The organism is Leptospira semungkisensis (genome assembly GCF_004770055.1).
In the GTDB taxonomy this organism is placed as follows: Bacteria; Spirochaetota; Leptospiria; order Leptospirales; family Leptospiraceae; genus Leptospira_B; species Leptospira_B semungkisensis.
In genome coordinates this window covers 223,800-237,618 of record NZ_RQEP01000005.1, presented here as the reverse complement: position 1 = coordinate 237,618, position 13,819 = coordinate 223,800, and the positions used below count along the sequence as shown (strand labels likewise).

The 13,819-nt window shown below is 41.7% G+C and carries 18 protein-coding genes; 16 read left to right on the top strand and 2 right to left on the bottom strand.

Annotation, left to right across the window (positions count from 1 at the left end; genetic code table 11):
• Window positions 1-92: 92 nt before the first annotated feature.
• From EHO59_RS01275 to ompL47, 5 genes are all read left to right on the top strand, one after another.
• Window positions 93-554: an SAM-dependent methyltransferase gene (locus EHO59_RS01275; protein WP_135583990.1), complete on the top strand. Its 462-nt coding sequence runs from the start codon at window positions 93-95 to the stop codon at window positions 552-554.
• A gap of 70 nt (window positions 555-624) precedes the next feature.
• On the top strand, window positions 625-1,791 hold the full coding sequence (locus EHO59_RS01270; protein WP_246052585.1) for an Acg family FMN-binding oxidoreductase: 1,167 nt from the start codon (window positions 625-627) through the stop codon (window positions 1,789-1,791).
• 3 nt (window positions 1,792-1,794) lie between these two features.
• Window positions 1,795-2,145, top strand: coding sequence for a DUF488 domain-containing protein (locus EHO59_RS01265; RefSeq protein WP_246052583.1), 351 nt, complete (start codon window positions 1,795-1,797; stop codon window positions 2,143-2,145).
• Between the two features lie 50 nt (window positions 2,146-2,195).
• A complete protein-coding gene (locus EHO59_RS01260) occupies window positions 2,196-2,684 on the top strand; it encodes a hypothetical protein (protein ID WP_135583988.1) in 489 nt (162 codons plus the stop codon).
• Window positions 2,685-2,750: 66 nt separating this feature from the next.
• A complete protein-coding gene (gene ompL47 / locus EHO59_RS01255; protein WP_135583986.1) occupies window positions 2,751-3,806 on the top strand; it encodes a multi-beta-barrel domain surface protein OmpL47 in 1,056 nt (351 codons plus the stop codon).
• A 142-nt stretch (window positions 3,807-3,948) separates the two neighbouring features.
• Here ompL47 and EHO59_RS01250 read toward each other — a convergent pair whose 3' ends face one another.
• Together EHO59_RS01250 and EHO59_RS01245 are read right to left on the bottom strand one after the other, a co-directional pair.
• The gene (locus tag EHO59_RS01250; RefSeq protein ID WP_135583984.1) at window positions 3,949-5,190 is read right to left on the bottom strand and encodes a hypothetical protein; all 1,242 of its coding nucleotides are present in this window, start codon (window positions 5,188-5,190) and stop codon (window positions 3,949-3,951) included.
• On the bottom strand, window positions 5,187-6,086 hold the full coding sequence (locus EHO59_RS01245; protein ID WP_135583983.1) for a FecR family protein: 900 nt from the start codon (window positions 6,084-6,086) through the stop codon (window positions 5,187-5,189). Before EHO59_RS01245 ends, EHO59_RS01250 begins: the two co-directional genes overlap by 4 nt.
• A gap of 218 nt (window positions 6,087-6,304) precedes the next feature.
• On the opposite strand from EHO59_RS01245, the gene EHO59_RS01240 reads away from it, so the two are divergent.
• From EHO59_RS01240 to EHO59_RS01190, 11 genes are all read left to right on the top strand, one after another.
• Window positions 6,305-7,213, top strand: coding sequence for a hypothetical protein (locus EHO59_RS01240; RefSeq protein WP_246052581.1), 909 nt, complete (start codon window positions 6,305-6,307; stop codon window positions 7,211-7,213).
• A 45-nt stretch (window positions 7,214-7,258) separates the two neighbouring features.
• Complete coding sequence (locus EHO59_RS01235) at window positions 7,259-7,915, top strand: DUF4253 domain-containing protein (RefSeq protein ID WP_135583981.1); 657 nt, start codon at window positions 7,259-7,261, stop codon at window positions 7,913-7,915.
• 132 nt (window positions 7,916-8,047) lie between these two features.
• The gene (locus EHO59_RS01230) at window positions 8,048-8,590 is read left to right on the top strand and encodes an acyl-CoA thioesterase (RefSeq protein WP_135583978.1); all 543 of its coding nucleotides are present in this window, start codon (window positions 8,048-8,050) and stop codon (window positions 8,588-8,590) included.
• Window positions 8,591-8,658: 68 nt separating this feature from the next.
• Window positions 8,659-9,111, top strand: coding sequence for a MarR family winged helix-turn-helix transcriptional regulator (locus EHO59_RS01225; protein ID WP_246052579.1), 453 nt, complete (start codon window positions 8,659-8,661; stop codon window positions 9,109-9,111).
• Between the two features lie 11 nt (window positions 9,112-9,122).
• A complete protein-coding gene (locus EHO59_RS01220; protein ID WP_210413038.1) occupies window positions 9,123-9,509 on the top strand; it encodes an MORN repeat-containing protein in 387 nt (128 codons plus the stop codon).
• Between the two features lie 13 nt (window positions 9,510-9,522).
• Window positions 9,523-10,134, top strand: a complete 612-nt coding sequence (locus EHO59_RS01215; RefSeq protein ID WP_135583974.1) for an RDD family protein — start codon at window positions 9,523-9,525, stop codon at window positions 10,132-10,134.
• 31 nt (window positions 10,135-10,165) lie between these two features.
• A complete protein-coding gene (locus EHO59_RS01210) occupies window positions 10,166-10,924 on the top strand; it encodes an amidohydrolase family protein (RefSeq protein ID WP_135583972.1) in 759 nt (252 codons plus the stop codon).
• 36 nt (window positions 10,925-10,960) lie between these two features.
• Window positions 10,961-11,593 (top strand): arsenate reductase/protein-tyrosine-phosphatase family protein, encoded by a 633-nt coding sequence (locus EHO59_RS01205; RefSeq protein ID WP_135583970.1) that lies wholly within the window; start codon window positions 10,961-10,963, stop codon window positions 11,591-11,593.
• A gap of 74 nt (window positions 11,594-11,667) precedes the next feature.
• Entirely contained in the window at window positions 11,668-12,414 is a 747-nt protein-coding gene (map, locus tag EHO59_RS01200; RefSeq protein WP_135583968.1) for a type I methionyl aminopeptidase, read from the top strand.
• Window positions 12,415-12,422: 8 nt separating this feature from the next.
• Window positions 12,423-12,950: a hypothetical protein gene (locus EHO59_RS01195; protein ID WP_135583966.1), complete on the top strand. Its 528-nt coding sequence runs from the start codon at window positions 12,423-12,425 to the stop codon at window positions 12,948-12,950.
• Window positions 12,951-12,959: 9 nt separating this feature from the next.
• Window positions 12,960-13,790 carry a bile acid:sodium symporter family protein gene (locus tag EHO59_RS01190; protein WP_135583964.1) on the top strand — a complete coding sequence of 277 codons (831 nt, stop codon included), beginning with the start codon at window positions 12,960-12,962 and terminating at the stop codon, window positions 13,788-13,790.
• The last annotated feature ends 29 nt before the right edge of the window (window positions 13,791-13,819 follow it).

Here is a 13,819-nt window from a genome sequence, read left to right as displayed (position 1 = left end):
GTTGTTATCCGAAGTGGAAAGGGTAGCAATGCTTGTTAATTTCTTGCCGATTTACTCGTCTCAAGGCCCAAATAGCAGAAAACAGAGGCTATATGGATTATACGATTCGACCGGTCGCCATGATCGTGAACTCACGCAAGGAAACGGAAGACGATTATTGGGCTGAGATCGTATCCGAGATTCGTTTAGAAGATGATCTTCCCGCCGAAGCATTGGATGGGATCGAGGCATTTTCTCATTTGGAGATCATATATATTTTTCATAAAGCCTTAGATAAGCCTGTGGTCTTAGGAAGTGAGCATCCTAGAGAGAATAAGAAATGGCCTAAGGTTGGGATCTTTTCTCAAAGAAAGAAGAACCGACCGAATCATCTTGGCGCTACCATCGTGGAATTGTTGAGAAGGGATGGAAGAAATCTTCTCGTAAAATATCTGGATGCTATCGATGGAACTCCTGTAGTAGATATCAAACCTGTGATGAGAGAATTCCTTCCTATGTCCTCGGTGTCTCAACCGGATTGGTCTAGCGAGTTGATGACGAATTATTGGGAGTAGAACAAGATATTTCCTTCGAATTGGATTGACTGAAAGAGAAAGGCCTTTAGTTTTCTGGCTCATGAATTTCATGACTCGGAAAAAATTCCTCAAACTAGGCCTTGCCTCCGGCGCAGTTTTGACGGTTCCTCAGTTTTTACAATATTGCTCCAGTGTTGAAACTAGAAAATACTACGAAAGAAAAGATCCTCTCGATCCGACCTTTCTTTCCGGATCGGAGAGCCCGATCCTAAAAGCCATCCGCATAGGAATTTCTGCCCCTAATCCCCACAATATCCAGCCTTGGAAATTTAAGATCCTAAGTGAAGACTCTGCTCTTTTGTATGTGGACGATACGCGCTTACTTAAAGAAACAGATCCTCCGTTTAGGCAAGTGCATATAGGTCAGGGAACCTTTTTAGAAGTACTAAGCCTAGGAGCTTCTCGTTTTGGTTACAAGGCTGAGATCTCTCTTTTTCCTGAAGGAAAATACACTACTAAGGATGTGGGAAAGAAGCCGATCGCAAAAATCATATTAAAAAAACAAGATGCGATTCTTGTAGAACCGATCTCTTTATTCATTTCAGAGAGGGCGACCAAGAGATCCATTTACGAAGGAGAAGATCTAACCGAGCAAGACTTCTCCGCAATTCGTAAAGACGCAAACATTCGTTACTCCGAACTTGGTTTTATTCCTAAGTCTCAATCGGAGACATTGAGAAAGCAAGTAGTCTCTGCAATGAACGTAGAAACGTATACCTATCCGAAGTATGAGGAATCCAGGATCTGGTTTAGATACAACGATTCCGAGATGGAAAAGTTCAAAGATGGGATCTCAATGAGAGGCTTCGGTGTATCCGGCTTGAGAAATTTTGTCGCAAGAAATTTCTTTTTAACTCCCGGAAAAGAGATCTGGCACTCGGATGATAACAAGAAAGGTGGCATGGATATATTCGCTTCTCAAGTAGAAAGCTCCAAAGGATTTGCTTTTATCAAGACTAGCAAGAACGAACCCTTGGATTGGGTGCAAGCGGGAAGGGACTATGCAAGATTGCATCTCTCCGTCACCAAAAACGGATTTGCGCTACATCCTTTGAGTCAGATTCTTCAAGAATTTCCGGAGATGAAAGAGTTGAGAACCCAATTTGAATCTTCTTTAAAGCCGGGAGAAAAGATCCAGATGTTGGTTCGCTTGGGTAGAAGTGACTATCGTTTCTTCAGTCCCAGACGGGATGTACAAGACTTTATTCTGCGTTAAAGATTGAAATTGAAGATACAGATCAAAAGAGTATATGAGGATCCGAGTCCGAAAGATGGAAAAAGGATCCTGGTGGATCGACTCTGGCCGAGAGGAATCAGCAAAGAAGCAGTAAAGATCGATCTTTGGTTGAAGGAGATTTCTCCGAGTAACGAACTCAGAAAATGGTACGGTCATGATCCGGAGCATTGGCAAGAATTTAAGAATCGATACTTTAAGGAATTGAAATCCAATCCGGAAGGAGTCGCAAAATTAAAAGCCTCTTTAGATCAATCGGTGATCACGTTTTTATATTCTGCTAAAAATACCGACTACAATAATGCGGTCGCGTTAAAGGAATTTCTTTCCGGCTAGTTTCCGTTTGACTCCTTCTGTACTTCTCAGCTTAATGAAAAAGACAGAACATGAATATACTTAGAAGAATCTTATTCTGGCTCGGAACCTTCTCTTTTTTACTCATTCCATTTTGCATTTTAGTGGCTGAGGCTGGAACCTGTTTCCAAGGAGATGAGTCCATCTTCGTTCTGTTTACTCAGGTTGCGTTTGCTGCCGGCATCTTCTCCTTTTTTCTTACTTCGTACGGATCCGTTCCTACCGGTTTGGTTTCTTTGGTATTCGCATTTTTACCGTTTTTGATCTCTTTCTATTTTTATGTGGCATACGTTCCCATCTACTTCGTGTATTCCACCATTCAGAAATTACATTTATGCGCGATCGTTCATTCTGACCTGACTCTTTATGATTCCGCTCATTCCCCCATTGAGGCAATTCCTGCGACTTTCTTTTCCAGAACGTATGCGATCCTGATGCTTTTACCGGTGATCTGCTCGTATTTCCCGGCATATCGGATCTGGAAATCAGGGTCTTTTTCGAGGCGAAATTCCAAAAATTGAGCCTGGAATCGAAACATTTTCTTCGTCAAACACTGGTAACACTAAAGCTTCTAATTGGAGAAGAGAATGAATCGAAATCCCTTATGGGTCTCTCTAGCGTGCTTGCTAGTTTCCAGTGCAATCTTCGCTCAAACTTCACCAGGTTCTAATCCGCCAAAAAGCGTTGCTCCCAAGGCTGAGACTGCAAGAACTCAACCTTCCTCTTCGGCGGATCGCACTGAACGCGAGTCTTCTTCTGAAAAACCGGATATGTATATCAACTCTCAATCTTCCTTTGATTTTAATTCTAGGGACGAAGGTTCTACAGTAGATTATATCGAATATAAGGTCGGTTCAGGCGATTATACTAAGTATGTTTCTGCAATCACTTTAGTAAAAGAAGGTCTTACCAAGATCACATATCGTGCCGTGGATAAAGCGGGGAATAAGGAACCTGAGAAACATCTGAATGTTCTCGTGGACAACACTCCACCTTCCACAAAGATCGCGCCTAGTTCTGCTCTGATCGTTCATGAGAATACGAACTATGCGACCAGGACAGTTACGTATACGATTACTGCTCAGGATAATTTGGCAGGAGTGCAAGACATTAAGATTTCTTTAAACGGTTCCGAGCCTAGAGTTTACGATGGTAGACCTATTCAACTCGACAGAGCCGGAGTAAACACCATCAAGTTTTCTGCAGTGGATAAATCAGGAAATATTTCTACAGACTCCGTATTAGCAGTGACTGTGGACCAAGAAAAACCGCTGGTAGAGCTCTTTGGTTCCGCTTTAGTAACTGTGAAAGATAAGATTTATGTTAAGCACGGAAACTCTTTCACCATTAAGGCTTCTGATACTCTTTCCGGTATCAAACAGATCTTTTATAAAGTAGATTCAGGAGAATGGAAGGCTTATGCCGAGCCAGTTTCTGTAGAGGCTCAAGGAAATCATACGATAGAAGCTAAGTCAGTAGATTCGGTAGGAAATGAAAGCGATGTAAAAAGGATCGCATTTATCGTAGATACCACTCCTCCTGAAACTAAGATCCAAAAAGTGGATAATAAGCCGGCACCTGCTGCTAAGCCTGCTTCTTCAACTCCACCTTCAACAACTGCTCCAACTAATTCAGAAAACTAATCTTTCCATTCAGGATCCGTCTTTAACCGGCGGATCCTGATTTTCTTTTCTTAATAGAGGTCGGCCTTCTTTATTTTACGAGAAGACTCTGCGAGATATTCAGCATTATCTTTCTTCTCGCTGGCAACAAGAACAAGGAAGTTTACTTCTCTTGGAGTTCCGATCCTGTCTTCTTCCAATCTGGACGAAGAGCATTTACTTTGATCCGAAACTCGGATTTATTTCCAACCAAATCGGAAGCATAGACGGTTAGAGTATTCGGACCGACAGGAAAGCTGATCGGGTTTTGATACGGAATGGTTTGGCCATTCCCAATCTTGTATTCCAGTTTTGCCATACCGGAACCTGTTGCGGGATCTTCGCAGCGAATGGAGATGAGTCCGTTTTCTTTTAAATAATAGATCCCGTCTTCTCTTAGCTTTCCTTCCGTAGGAGCAAAAACACATGTGGGAGGTCTTGCATCTAATAGCAAAGGAAGTTCGGATTGGATTGTATTCCCTGCCTTGTCACTCGCTTCCCAACGCAAAATAGAAAGTCCATCTATACCTACAGATGAAATTGTGATCGGCTTCTTGGCTTCTTCTCCCGATCGAGAAACACTTTCTTCAGAACCGCTTCCATCTCTGGAGAATAAGGAAATGGAAATAAATTCCATGCCGGAACCTTCTTCAGTGACTTGAAGAGTGAGCTCTGTTCCGGATTTGATCTCATGTAGACCGGAAGGTCCCTTCTTCTGTCCTATCAAACGTACCAAAGGCGCAGTCGTATCTTTCAGATATTTTGTCTTTTTAGGAGTTTCCTTATTTCCTAAAATATCTTCGGAGTAGAACTCAACTTCGTTCCATCCTTCATTGATCAAAGAAATAGAGCCGTCGTATTTCTGCCATTCTCCTCCGTTGACCCTATAATATGTGGTCACCGGCACTTGTTTTGTAGGAGCTCCAGGAGAAGAAGAGCTGGAGCTTGCGGCAGAGGTTTTTGTAGGATCACCTAAAGAGATCCTCAATTCTTCTGAGGCAGCGACTACGCTTGAAGGTCTTTCTACTTGGACTTTCGGCGCTGCAGCAAACTTTTCGGCCAGAGAAATAATAGGAGAAGAGACTCCTCTCACTGCTTCTGCATTGAGTCCGACCACTCTAACAAAGTATTTGGAATCCTGAGAATGAAATTCGTAACGAATATTTTTGGTTTTATAAGAATGATGAACGCTTGCGAAATCTCTTTCTTCAGAGAGTTCGATAATATATTCTACAGCACCTACGCTGGCCTTCCAGCGTAAGCTCACCCTTTGCTGTTGAGAATAAACTCCTCCCACAAAAAGAAGGAGAAATAGAAAAGAAATTAAAAATAAGAATTTTCTAATATACTTGGAGTTCTTTATCACTCTAACTCCACCTTTTCGGGAAGTTTTTCAGGTTTGGAAGGTGCTTGGCCTCTGACTACATTCGTTCCAAAGCCCGCAGGAACTGCGACTGTCTTTCCTTCTGCGGAGACTTCTAATTCTCCCTTATAGCATCCTACAGCAGTAGTATCGGAGTCCACCATATTCACATATAGTTCTGTTCCTCGAACTCCCACAACTGCAGTGGGAGTAACCACAGTAAACTTGCGGATCTCGTCGCCTGCTTTTTTAGGAGGGACCTTGGCTTCAAGATAACCTGATTTCAGTTCGAGAATGCTTCCGTCCTTATTCATCTTGAAATTCGCCATCGAGTCCGCATTAGTCTTCATGATACGGGTCAATGTCTTCTCTCTTAATTCCACAACTGTTCCATTCTTCGTGAATAGAAGTTTAGAAGAAGAGTTCGGTCCTGTTTGCACCCAATCTTCTGTGTTTAAGATCTGATCTTTGGAGAGTTTTGTCCAGGATGCAGGAAGTCCGCTAGGAGCAAAATCCCTGGAATATTGCACTTGCCCTTTTTGAAAGTCTGCGACTGCGGCCGGCCCTGAATTCGGTTCAATTCTTTCTCCGGTTGCGGATATGGTGTCCTTTCTCAAAAATCCAGGAATGAATAGAGTCGTACCTTCGCGGATCAAGGAGGGGTTCGGGATTTCATTATATTTTAGTAATTCTTTCCAGTTTCTTGGATCTTGTAGGAATTCTTTCGCGATCTTGGACAGAGTATCGTTCTTCTTTACTTTATATTCGAAGACGTCTTCGTGAACACCTTTCTTAGGTTCGGCGAGTAGCCCGATCATGGAAACGGAAAGAATGAGGACTAAGATCGGGATCGCAGAAAGCAATTGTGAAAGTGAAAACTTAGGTTTTTGGAGAAGCATTGAAATAACCTGGAAAAAACTATAGTACTACTCTATATTAGAAGTGAATTCCAGCCGAATTCTAACAGTAAATTTCGAATTCGAACAAAATACGATGTTTAGGCGAAAAAGAAAAGCGAAGATTTGTTTTTTGCCTTTGGCTCGTTCGGTAAAACGATTGCTTGATCTCAATATTTTGACCAGACTCGGTCGGTTTTCATTCTCTTAAGGATCCTTCTTTGAAACAATTCGCCTCTTCTATTTTTATCAGAAATTGGAATCTCTGCGTTCTTGTTATTTTTGTAATCTTTGGTCTCGACTGTTTTCCGGATATGACCCGAAAGAAGAAAACGGAAAACGATTGGTTCAAGATAGAAGACGTTTCATTTCTATCTGAAAACAAGCAGCTCAAGATGAGCTTAAAGGGTACGATTAAGAATCCTTCTCTAGAAAGTTTGGAGGTATATGAAATTGCGGAGGATTCTTCCGAACAATTTTTATGGAAGAAGGAGAAGCCTCTTTCTCTAGGAGCAATCACTCTCAAAGAAAAGATCCCTTCCTCCGGACAGTCTTTAGATTGGATCCGTAAGATAGGGACGAGTAGAAAATGGATCCTTATTACATTAAAAAATGATAATGGACTTCCGACCCATCTCCAGACCGAAGTGCTAATTCATGAATCTGAAAAGAAAAAATTAAGAAAGGAATTCTCACTGGAAGCAGAAGGAGAGATTATTCGTTTGGATGGAAGGGAATGGAAGGTTGCCTCCGAAGTGAATACGAACGATCAGGCGTTATTGCAATACATTCCTAAGCAAGAATCCGTTTTGTATTGGAATGAGATGGTCACAATTCATGTGTATAAGGTAAGATCCTCATCCATTTCTCAAATTTACGCACTTTTAGAATCCGGTAAGAAGAAGGATTGCCCCAATCTCAATTGGTCCAAAGACTTTGAATCGGAGAATAAGATCGCTTATTTTTGGGAAAACTCTGCCTGTCTTAAACAAGCTCCCAATTCTCAGGTGGCTAAACTTTTTAGAGGCGAATACGGAGTTTATAACGTAAGGTATGATCGCAGAGGAAAAATCTCGGATCAGGAAAAGGCTCATTGGTCCGAAGTCTTGGACAAGATCCCAAGCAAATGAAACAATCTGATTTCCAAATATGAGCATTCTTGGATTTTGACATACATGCAGAGGATTTTCCTAGTTCTTATTTTTCTAAGTTTATTCTTCTCTTCTTGTTCCAAGTCGGAAATAGGAGGAAATAGAGATAAGGAAGTGTTAGAGCTCGTGAGAAAATTCACAAACTCTAAAATAGAAAAATTTTATATACGATCTCAAGAAGCATCTAAGGACGGTGAGGACATTTTACTTCCTTCTCCTGGAATAAGTCTCAGAATGAAAGAAGACGAGGCCTTGGATCTTTTAGGTAAGTTAAGACCAAGATTAGAAGAATGGAAATATACCATCTTTCTTACCGGTTATGATGCAGAGTTTGAAGGCGGAAATTATAACGCTTTTTATCAAGTAGTGATCGTTTATGACCAAGATAAATACGAACTTCTCAGAAAGATAGGGACCTCCGCTCCTAGATACAATATAGATACGGATAGCATCGAAAAGAAGTTTAAACAATGGGAAGAGAAATATTCTTCCATGCGCTTTGTGATCATCGATTCTGATTCGATCAGCGCCTTGCTTATGGATCCTCCTAAAAACCCGAAGCAACTCGCAAAAGAGGCATACGACTTCTGTCCGGATGCGGTCGAGCAGAACCTGGGATCCTTAGAAGAAATGGAAAAGATGATCCTAGAGGAACATCTTTTGCCCTTATGGTGGGACTAATGCTTCTTCTTTCCAACTAAAATTTCCTTAAAAATCCCGTTGACCGATCTCTGAGAATGGTCTATATATGCAAATACACATGTGTAACTACATATATGTATTTGCACTAAAATTCTTCTCCTGGAGAAACGAATGGAATCTACTCTTATTAAACCGGAGCTTTCCCCTTATAATTTTACTCGGATCCGCTTTCAGGACTGCGATCCTTTCGGGCATTTGAATAACGCCAGATACATGGATTATTTCATCGAAGCCAGATCGGAGCACTTGAGAGAGAGTGCTAGCTTTGACTTTTACGAATACGGGAATCGATACGGCAAATCCTGGGTGGTATCCAGGGTGCAAATCCAGTATTTGGAGCCAGTACGACATAACGATATCGTCAAGATCATGACCCGTTTGATTCGATTGACCCCAGGGGGCATCACCAATGAGGCTCTTCTCTTTGATAAAGAGGGCAACCGATTGAAGGCGACTGCCTGGGTGGATTTTACGTTTGTAGACCTTGCCAAGGGAAGACCTGCCCGTCACGATCAAGAAATATTCTCCTTTCTGGAATCCTGTTTGTATAAGGATGAAGATATGGAAGATACTTCCTTCGAAGCCAGGGTAAAACAGTTGCGAAAACAAGTCGGAGAAGGAAAATACTCAGGAGAACGAATTGAGTCTCCCTAATTAGAATGTCCAAGAAAGCGCAAACAGCCGTAGCTCGGAGATCTGAAAAATTTCTGAGCAAACAGGATATGGCAAGCGCAGGTTTGAATTGCGTGAACTTCAACCTGCGTAGAGCTTCTCGCGCTGTTACGCAATTTTACGATCGAGAATTGGAGCAAGCAGGACTAACGTCTCAACGTTTTAGTCTTCTTCACACTCTCGGAGCGAGTGACGGCTTGGAACTTTCTGTCCTTGCTGATCTTCTGGTTATGGACAGGACCACTCTCTTGAGAAATCTATCCCCGCTCGAAGAACTAGGATATGTTTCCGATATTCCTTCTGATACTAAGAGAGCTAGAAAAGTGGCGCTGACCGAAAAAGGGTTGGATGCTTTACGAATCGCGTACCCGATCTGGGAAAAAGCCCAAGACGCTGTGATCAGCGCTATGGGAGAGGACGATCTTAAACGTCTCCTCAAAAGATTAAACTCTATCGTTCGAAAAAGAAATTTCAAAGAATTCTCCAAAGAGAATCCATCTTAATTTTGATCCGAATGAACAAGTCTTATTATCCTATGCTCCTTCTTCCTGTAATCGTATTCGGAGCGTATTATTATTTTTCAGCCAGATGCTTGGAAGGAAATTGCAAAGAAGGATACGGTATTAAATCTCTTCCTGGTTCCTATCGCTATGAAGGAAATTTTGAGAATGGGCTAGCCCACGGCAAAGGAAAGCTAGTGCTTGAAAGCGGAGAATCTTACGAAGGAAATTGGGCAAAGGGAAACAAGGAAGGAAAGGGGCTGAATATCTATCCCGATGGAAGTTCCTACGAAGGGATCTGGAGATCGAATAAAAGAGAAGGCAAGGGAGTTCTCAAAAGTTCGGATGGTTCCGTGATTTTCAAGGGAGAATGGAAAGGGGACAAGGAAGTCTACGAATGAAAAGGGAAATGGCATGAGTTTTCTCAAAGAAGTGATTATACAAAAAGCTAATATTCGCCATGCAGGTCTGGGCATTCGTGTGTACGCTCAATTCCTGGATTTTCTGGTCCTTTGTCCTATTCTCATTCCTTATGGATTCGTAATATATTATCATGATAGAACTGCGTATCAGTTGCTTCCCTTGTATACTGCGTTACATTCCCTTTTATACATAGGTTATAGATTCGTATTACATGCTAAATTCGGCAGGACTCTAGGAAAGAACTGGGCCGGGATAGTAGTAGTAAACTCCGAATATGACGGGTTAGGCTGGATCCGGTCGTTTTTACGTAGTTTGCCTGAGCTACTATTGTCCATGGTTACGATCATAAAGGCTTGTTTCGATTCTATAATATTCATACAACATAGCTCCGAAATGAACGGTTTAACTTGGGCCGCGGTGAATCGGATCCTGCAAAAGGCCAATCCTCTCGAGGACTTTGCCGTTTGGGATTCCATTATCTATTACGGACTTTCCGTTTTACTAATTCTATTCTCTCATCAGAAGAGGGCATTGCACGATTTAGTTTCCGGATCCAGGGTGATTTGGTTCGAAAGTCATTCCAAAGATAAGCCAAGATCTTGACTCTTGTTTTACCGGTGCTATACTTATATGCATGCGGATCTTTGACTCTCATTTCCATATTATAGATCCTAGGTTTCCTCTTATTCCGAACCATGGCTTCTTGCCGGAGTCCTTTACAGTCTCCGATTATCGAAAGCATACGAATTGGCTTTCTGTCGAGGCAGGCGCGGTGGTTTCGGGTTCCTTTCAGGCTTTCGATCAAACCTATCTTTTGGATACTCTATCTACATTAGGAAAAAATTATGTAGGAGTCACTCAGTTGCCTGCCAATACCAAAGACGAGGATATTCTTTCTTTGCATAAGTCGGGAGTGAGAGCGATTCGTTTCAATGTAAGAAGAGGGGGCTCAGAGGAACTTTCTAAGATCAAGGAATTAGGAGCAAGAGTATTCGATCTTGCTGGATGGCATGTAGAATTGTATATAGATGCCAAAGAGATCGATGGGTTTTTGGAGGGAGTATTACTTTCCTTGCCTAAGGTTTCGATAGACCATCTCGGTTTGTCTAAGGAAGGATTTGCTACAATTCTAAGACTTGCGGAGAAAGGAGTCAGAATCAAAGCGACTGGATTTGGCAGAACGAATTTAGAGATCCAAGATTCTCTTTTGGAAGTCTCTAAAAGAAATCCGGACTCGCTTCTGTTTGGAACGGATTTACCTTCTACGAGATCTCCTTCTCCTTTTTCTAAAGAGGATCTGGACCTAGTCCTCGATACATTTGAAGGAGAGTTATTGCAAAAAATCTTATATAAGAATGCGGTCGAATTTTACGGATTGAACGGAAAAATCTAGCTTGCTCCTTAGAAAACGCCGCTTAGAGTTCCCGGAATGTCTCCCTTATTCCAACCCCTTAAAAAATATTTGGAAACGCAACAATCTAAGATTGCTAATATTGGTCCGGATAGAAAGAAAGTTTTAGATTCTTTCTCACAAGCGATCCTGCATTCTTTGGAAGCAAAGCAAAAGGCCAATCTATTATTTGTCTGTACTCAGAATTCGAGAAGAAGTCAAATCTCACAGGCGTTTGCTGCAGCGATTCCTCAATATTTCGATCTTCCAGGGATTAAATCTTTTTCAGGTGGAACTACAGTCAGTGAATTCCATCCGAATGCAATCCAGGCGTTGGAGAGTTGCGGTTTTAGAATAGAGAACCAAGGACCTCCTCGTAATCCGAAGTATTCGATTCGTTGGGCGGATGGAACTCCTTCTCTTCTTGCATTTTCTAAAAAATTCCAAGAGCAGCCGAATCCTGCCTCCGAATTCGTAGCGATTTTTGTGTGTTCCCAAGCGGATGAATCCTGTCCTTATGTTTCCGGAGCGGAAGCACGGATCTCTTTACCTTACGAAGATCCTAAATCCGGAGATAATTCTGAAAATCCTTTGGCACGATATTTACAAACTTGCGAGCAAATTGCTTCCGAGCTTCTTTATACTTTCGAGGAAGTGAAACAGAAACTTTGAGATTCTTTTGATTCTTGTAAGAATTACTAGATTTATCGTTTGCCACCTTGTTTCTTTTCGTAGAACTAATATTTATGACGGTCCGTAACAAGGAAGATCTGAAAGCATTACGAAAGATAGGCAGGATCACTGCAGATACTTTAGTTCAGATGAGAGAAGCTGCTAAGCCTGGCATTAGCACTAAAGAATTGGATCAAATTGCGTATTCTTATTTTTCCAAGTTCGGAGCAAGAAGTGCTCCGCAACTCATGTATAAATTTCCCGGATATACTTGCATCAGTTTGAACACAGAGATTGCTCATGGTATCCCGAGCGATAGGATCTTGAAAGAAGGGGACCTTCTCAATTTGGATGTTTCTTTGGAGCTGAACGGATATTTTGCGGACACAGGTTTTACTCTGATTGTTGGAAAAGACGATAAAGGTTTAAGTAAACTTTTAGATGTTTCTTCAGAAGCGTTAAAGCTCGCTCTTTCCGGAGTGAGAACCGGACAAAAATTGAATTCGATCGGCAGAACGATTGAGAACACTGCAAAGAAGAATGGATACAAAGTGATTCGTACCTTATGCGGACATGGAGTAGGCAAGTCTCTTCATGAAGAACCATTCGATATTTGTAATTATTATGAACCTAGAGATAAGCGAATTTTAAAATCGGGACAGGTCATTGCGGTCGAAACCTTTGTTTCAACAGGAGCAGAAGACTTTGTAGAAGGATCGGACGGATGGACATTAAAGACTCCTGACGGTTCTTTTACGGCTCAGTTCGAACATTCAGTGGTTGTGACGGAGCTTGGACCGATCATTCTAACAGCGGCATAAAAACAAAAATGATAACTATAATTTTAAACGTTCTTCCTATTCTTATTTTCATTCTGGTATTCTTCTATTCTCTTTGGGATCGCAAGAAGAAGGAATCTTTTTCCGAATTCCATTTTCATACGTTTTTACCGACAATCCTTCGAGGTAAATTAGATCCTTCTTTGGATTTTAATCAGGTAGGTAAACTCTTGGAGAAGGCGGGTTACTCTGTCCAATTGAAAGAAAATAAATTGCTCTTTCAAAATGCTTCCACTTTGCCAAAGTATAGGAATTGGCTTTGGTCTTACGGAGTTGCAAAGAAGTCTTCGGATTCCATTCAATTCAAATTGTATGTGAATACCGGCGCGGCGATTACTGTTCCTGCTGCGTTATTGGTCGTCGGATTTTACGGTCTACTAGTGCAGAATAATCTGCCTGAAGAAAGAGTTTCAATTTATCCTTATTTCTTTTTAGGTTTTGCTTTCTTCTTTGCGATTGCGAGTTTCATCTCTCAAACGATCAAAGAGAGAACGTTCATTAAGAACGTCTTGAAATAAAATTAGAAAATGCTAATACGGACCCTTCTCATTCTTTTATCCTTATCTTCCATGCTCGGTCTGGGAATGAGGATCGAAAAGAAGGAGATCGGTTCCTGGACCAGATTTGCTCCTATCCTTGTATTTGCATTCTTTTGGAATTTCGGAGTACTACCGTTTTCGGCCTTTTATTTAGGCAAGGTTCTTTCTATCTCCGAGTTCGCGATGATCTCCATCTTTCTTTGTGCCGCTTCTCCTGGGGGCGCATCTGGCGGATTGTTCGTGTTGAGTGCTCAAGGAAATCCTGCTTTAGGCGGACTACTGATCGCGATCTTGAACGGAGCAAATACATTGCTCACTCCTCTTATCTTTTCGATCTACCAAGGTGGAAGCGGATTTAATTTCGATCTATTCCTCAAACTCTTTATGATCGGATTCTTTTTGCAGGGATTACCCTTGCTTATCGGTTTGGGATTCAGGTATTTCTTCTCAGGGATTGCGGACAATTCTTCCAAATGGGTAGAAAGGTTTAGCACATTTTGCTTGGTTGCCTCGATCTTAGTTTTGATCTTTCAATACGGGGAATTCGCTTTGAGCCTCGGACTTTTTATTTGGATCGGAGCTGTAGGAACCGTCTTAATCTCCCTTCTTCCGGGATTGTTTTTATTTAAAGAAGAAAGAGAAGCCAGGGCCTCTCTCTCCATGGTGTCCGGAATACGAAGTCTTTCTTTAGCCTTGCTTCTTGCAGAATTGCACGTAAAACAAAAGGAAACCTTACTCACGATCCTGATGTATGGACTAGTCATGTATGCCTTGGCTGCGCTCTTTTCTATGGTTTGGAAGGAAAGAAAGTCCGCTTAAAGTTTTGTTTGATTCACGGATGAAAAAAT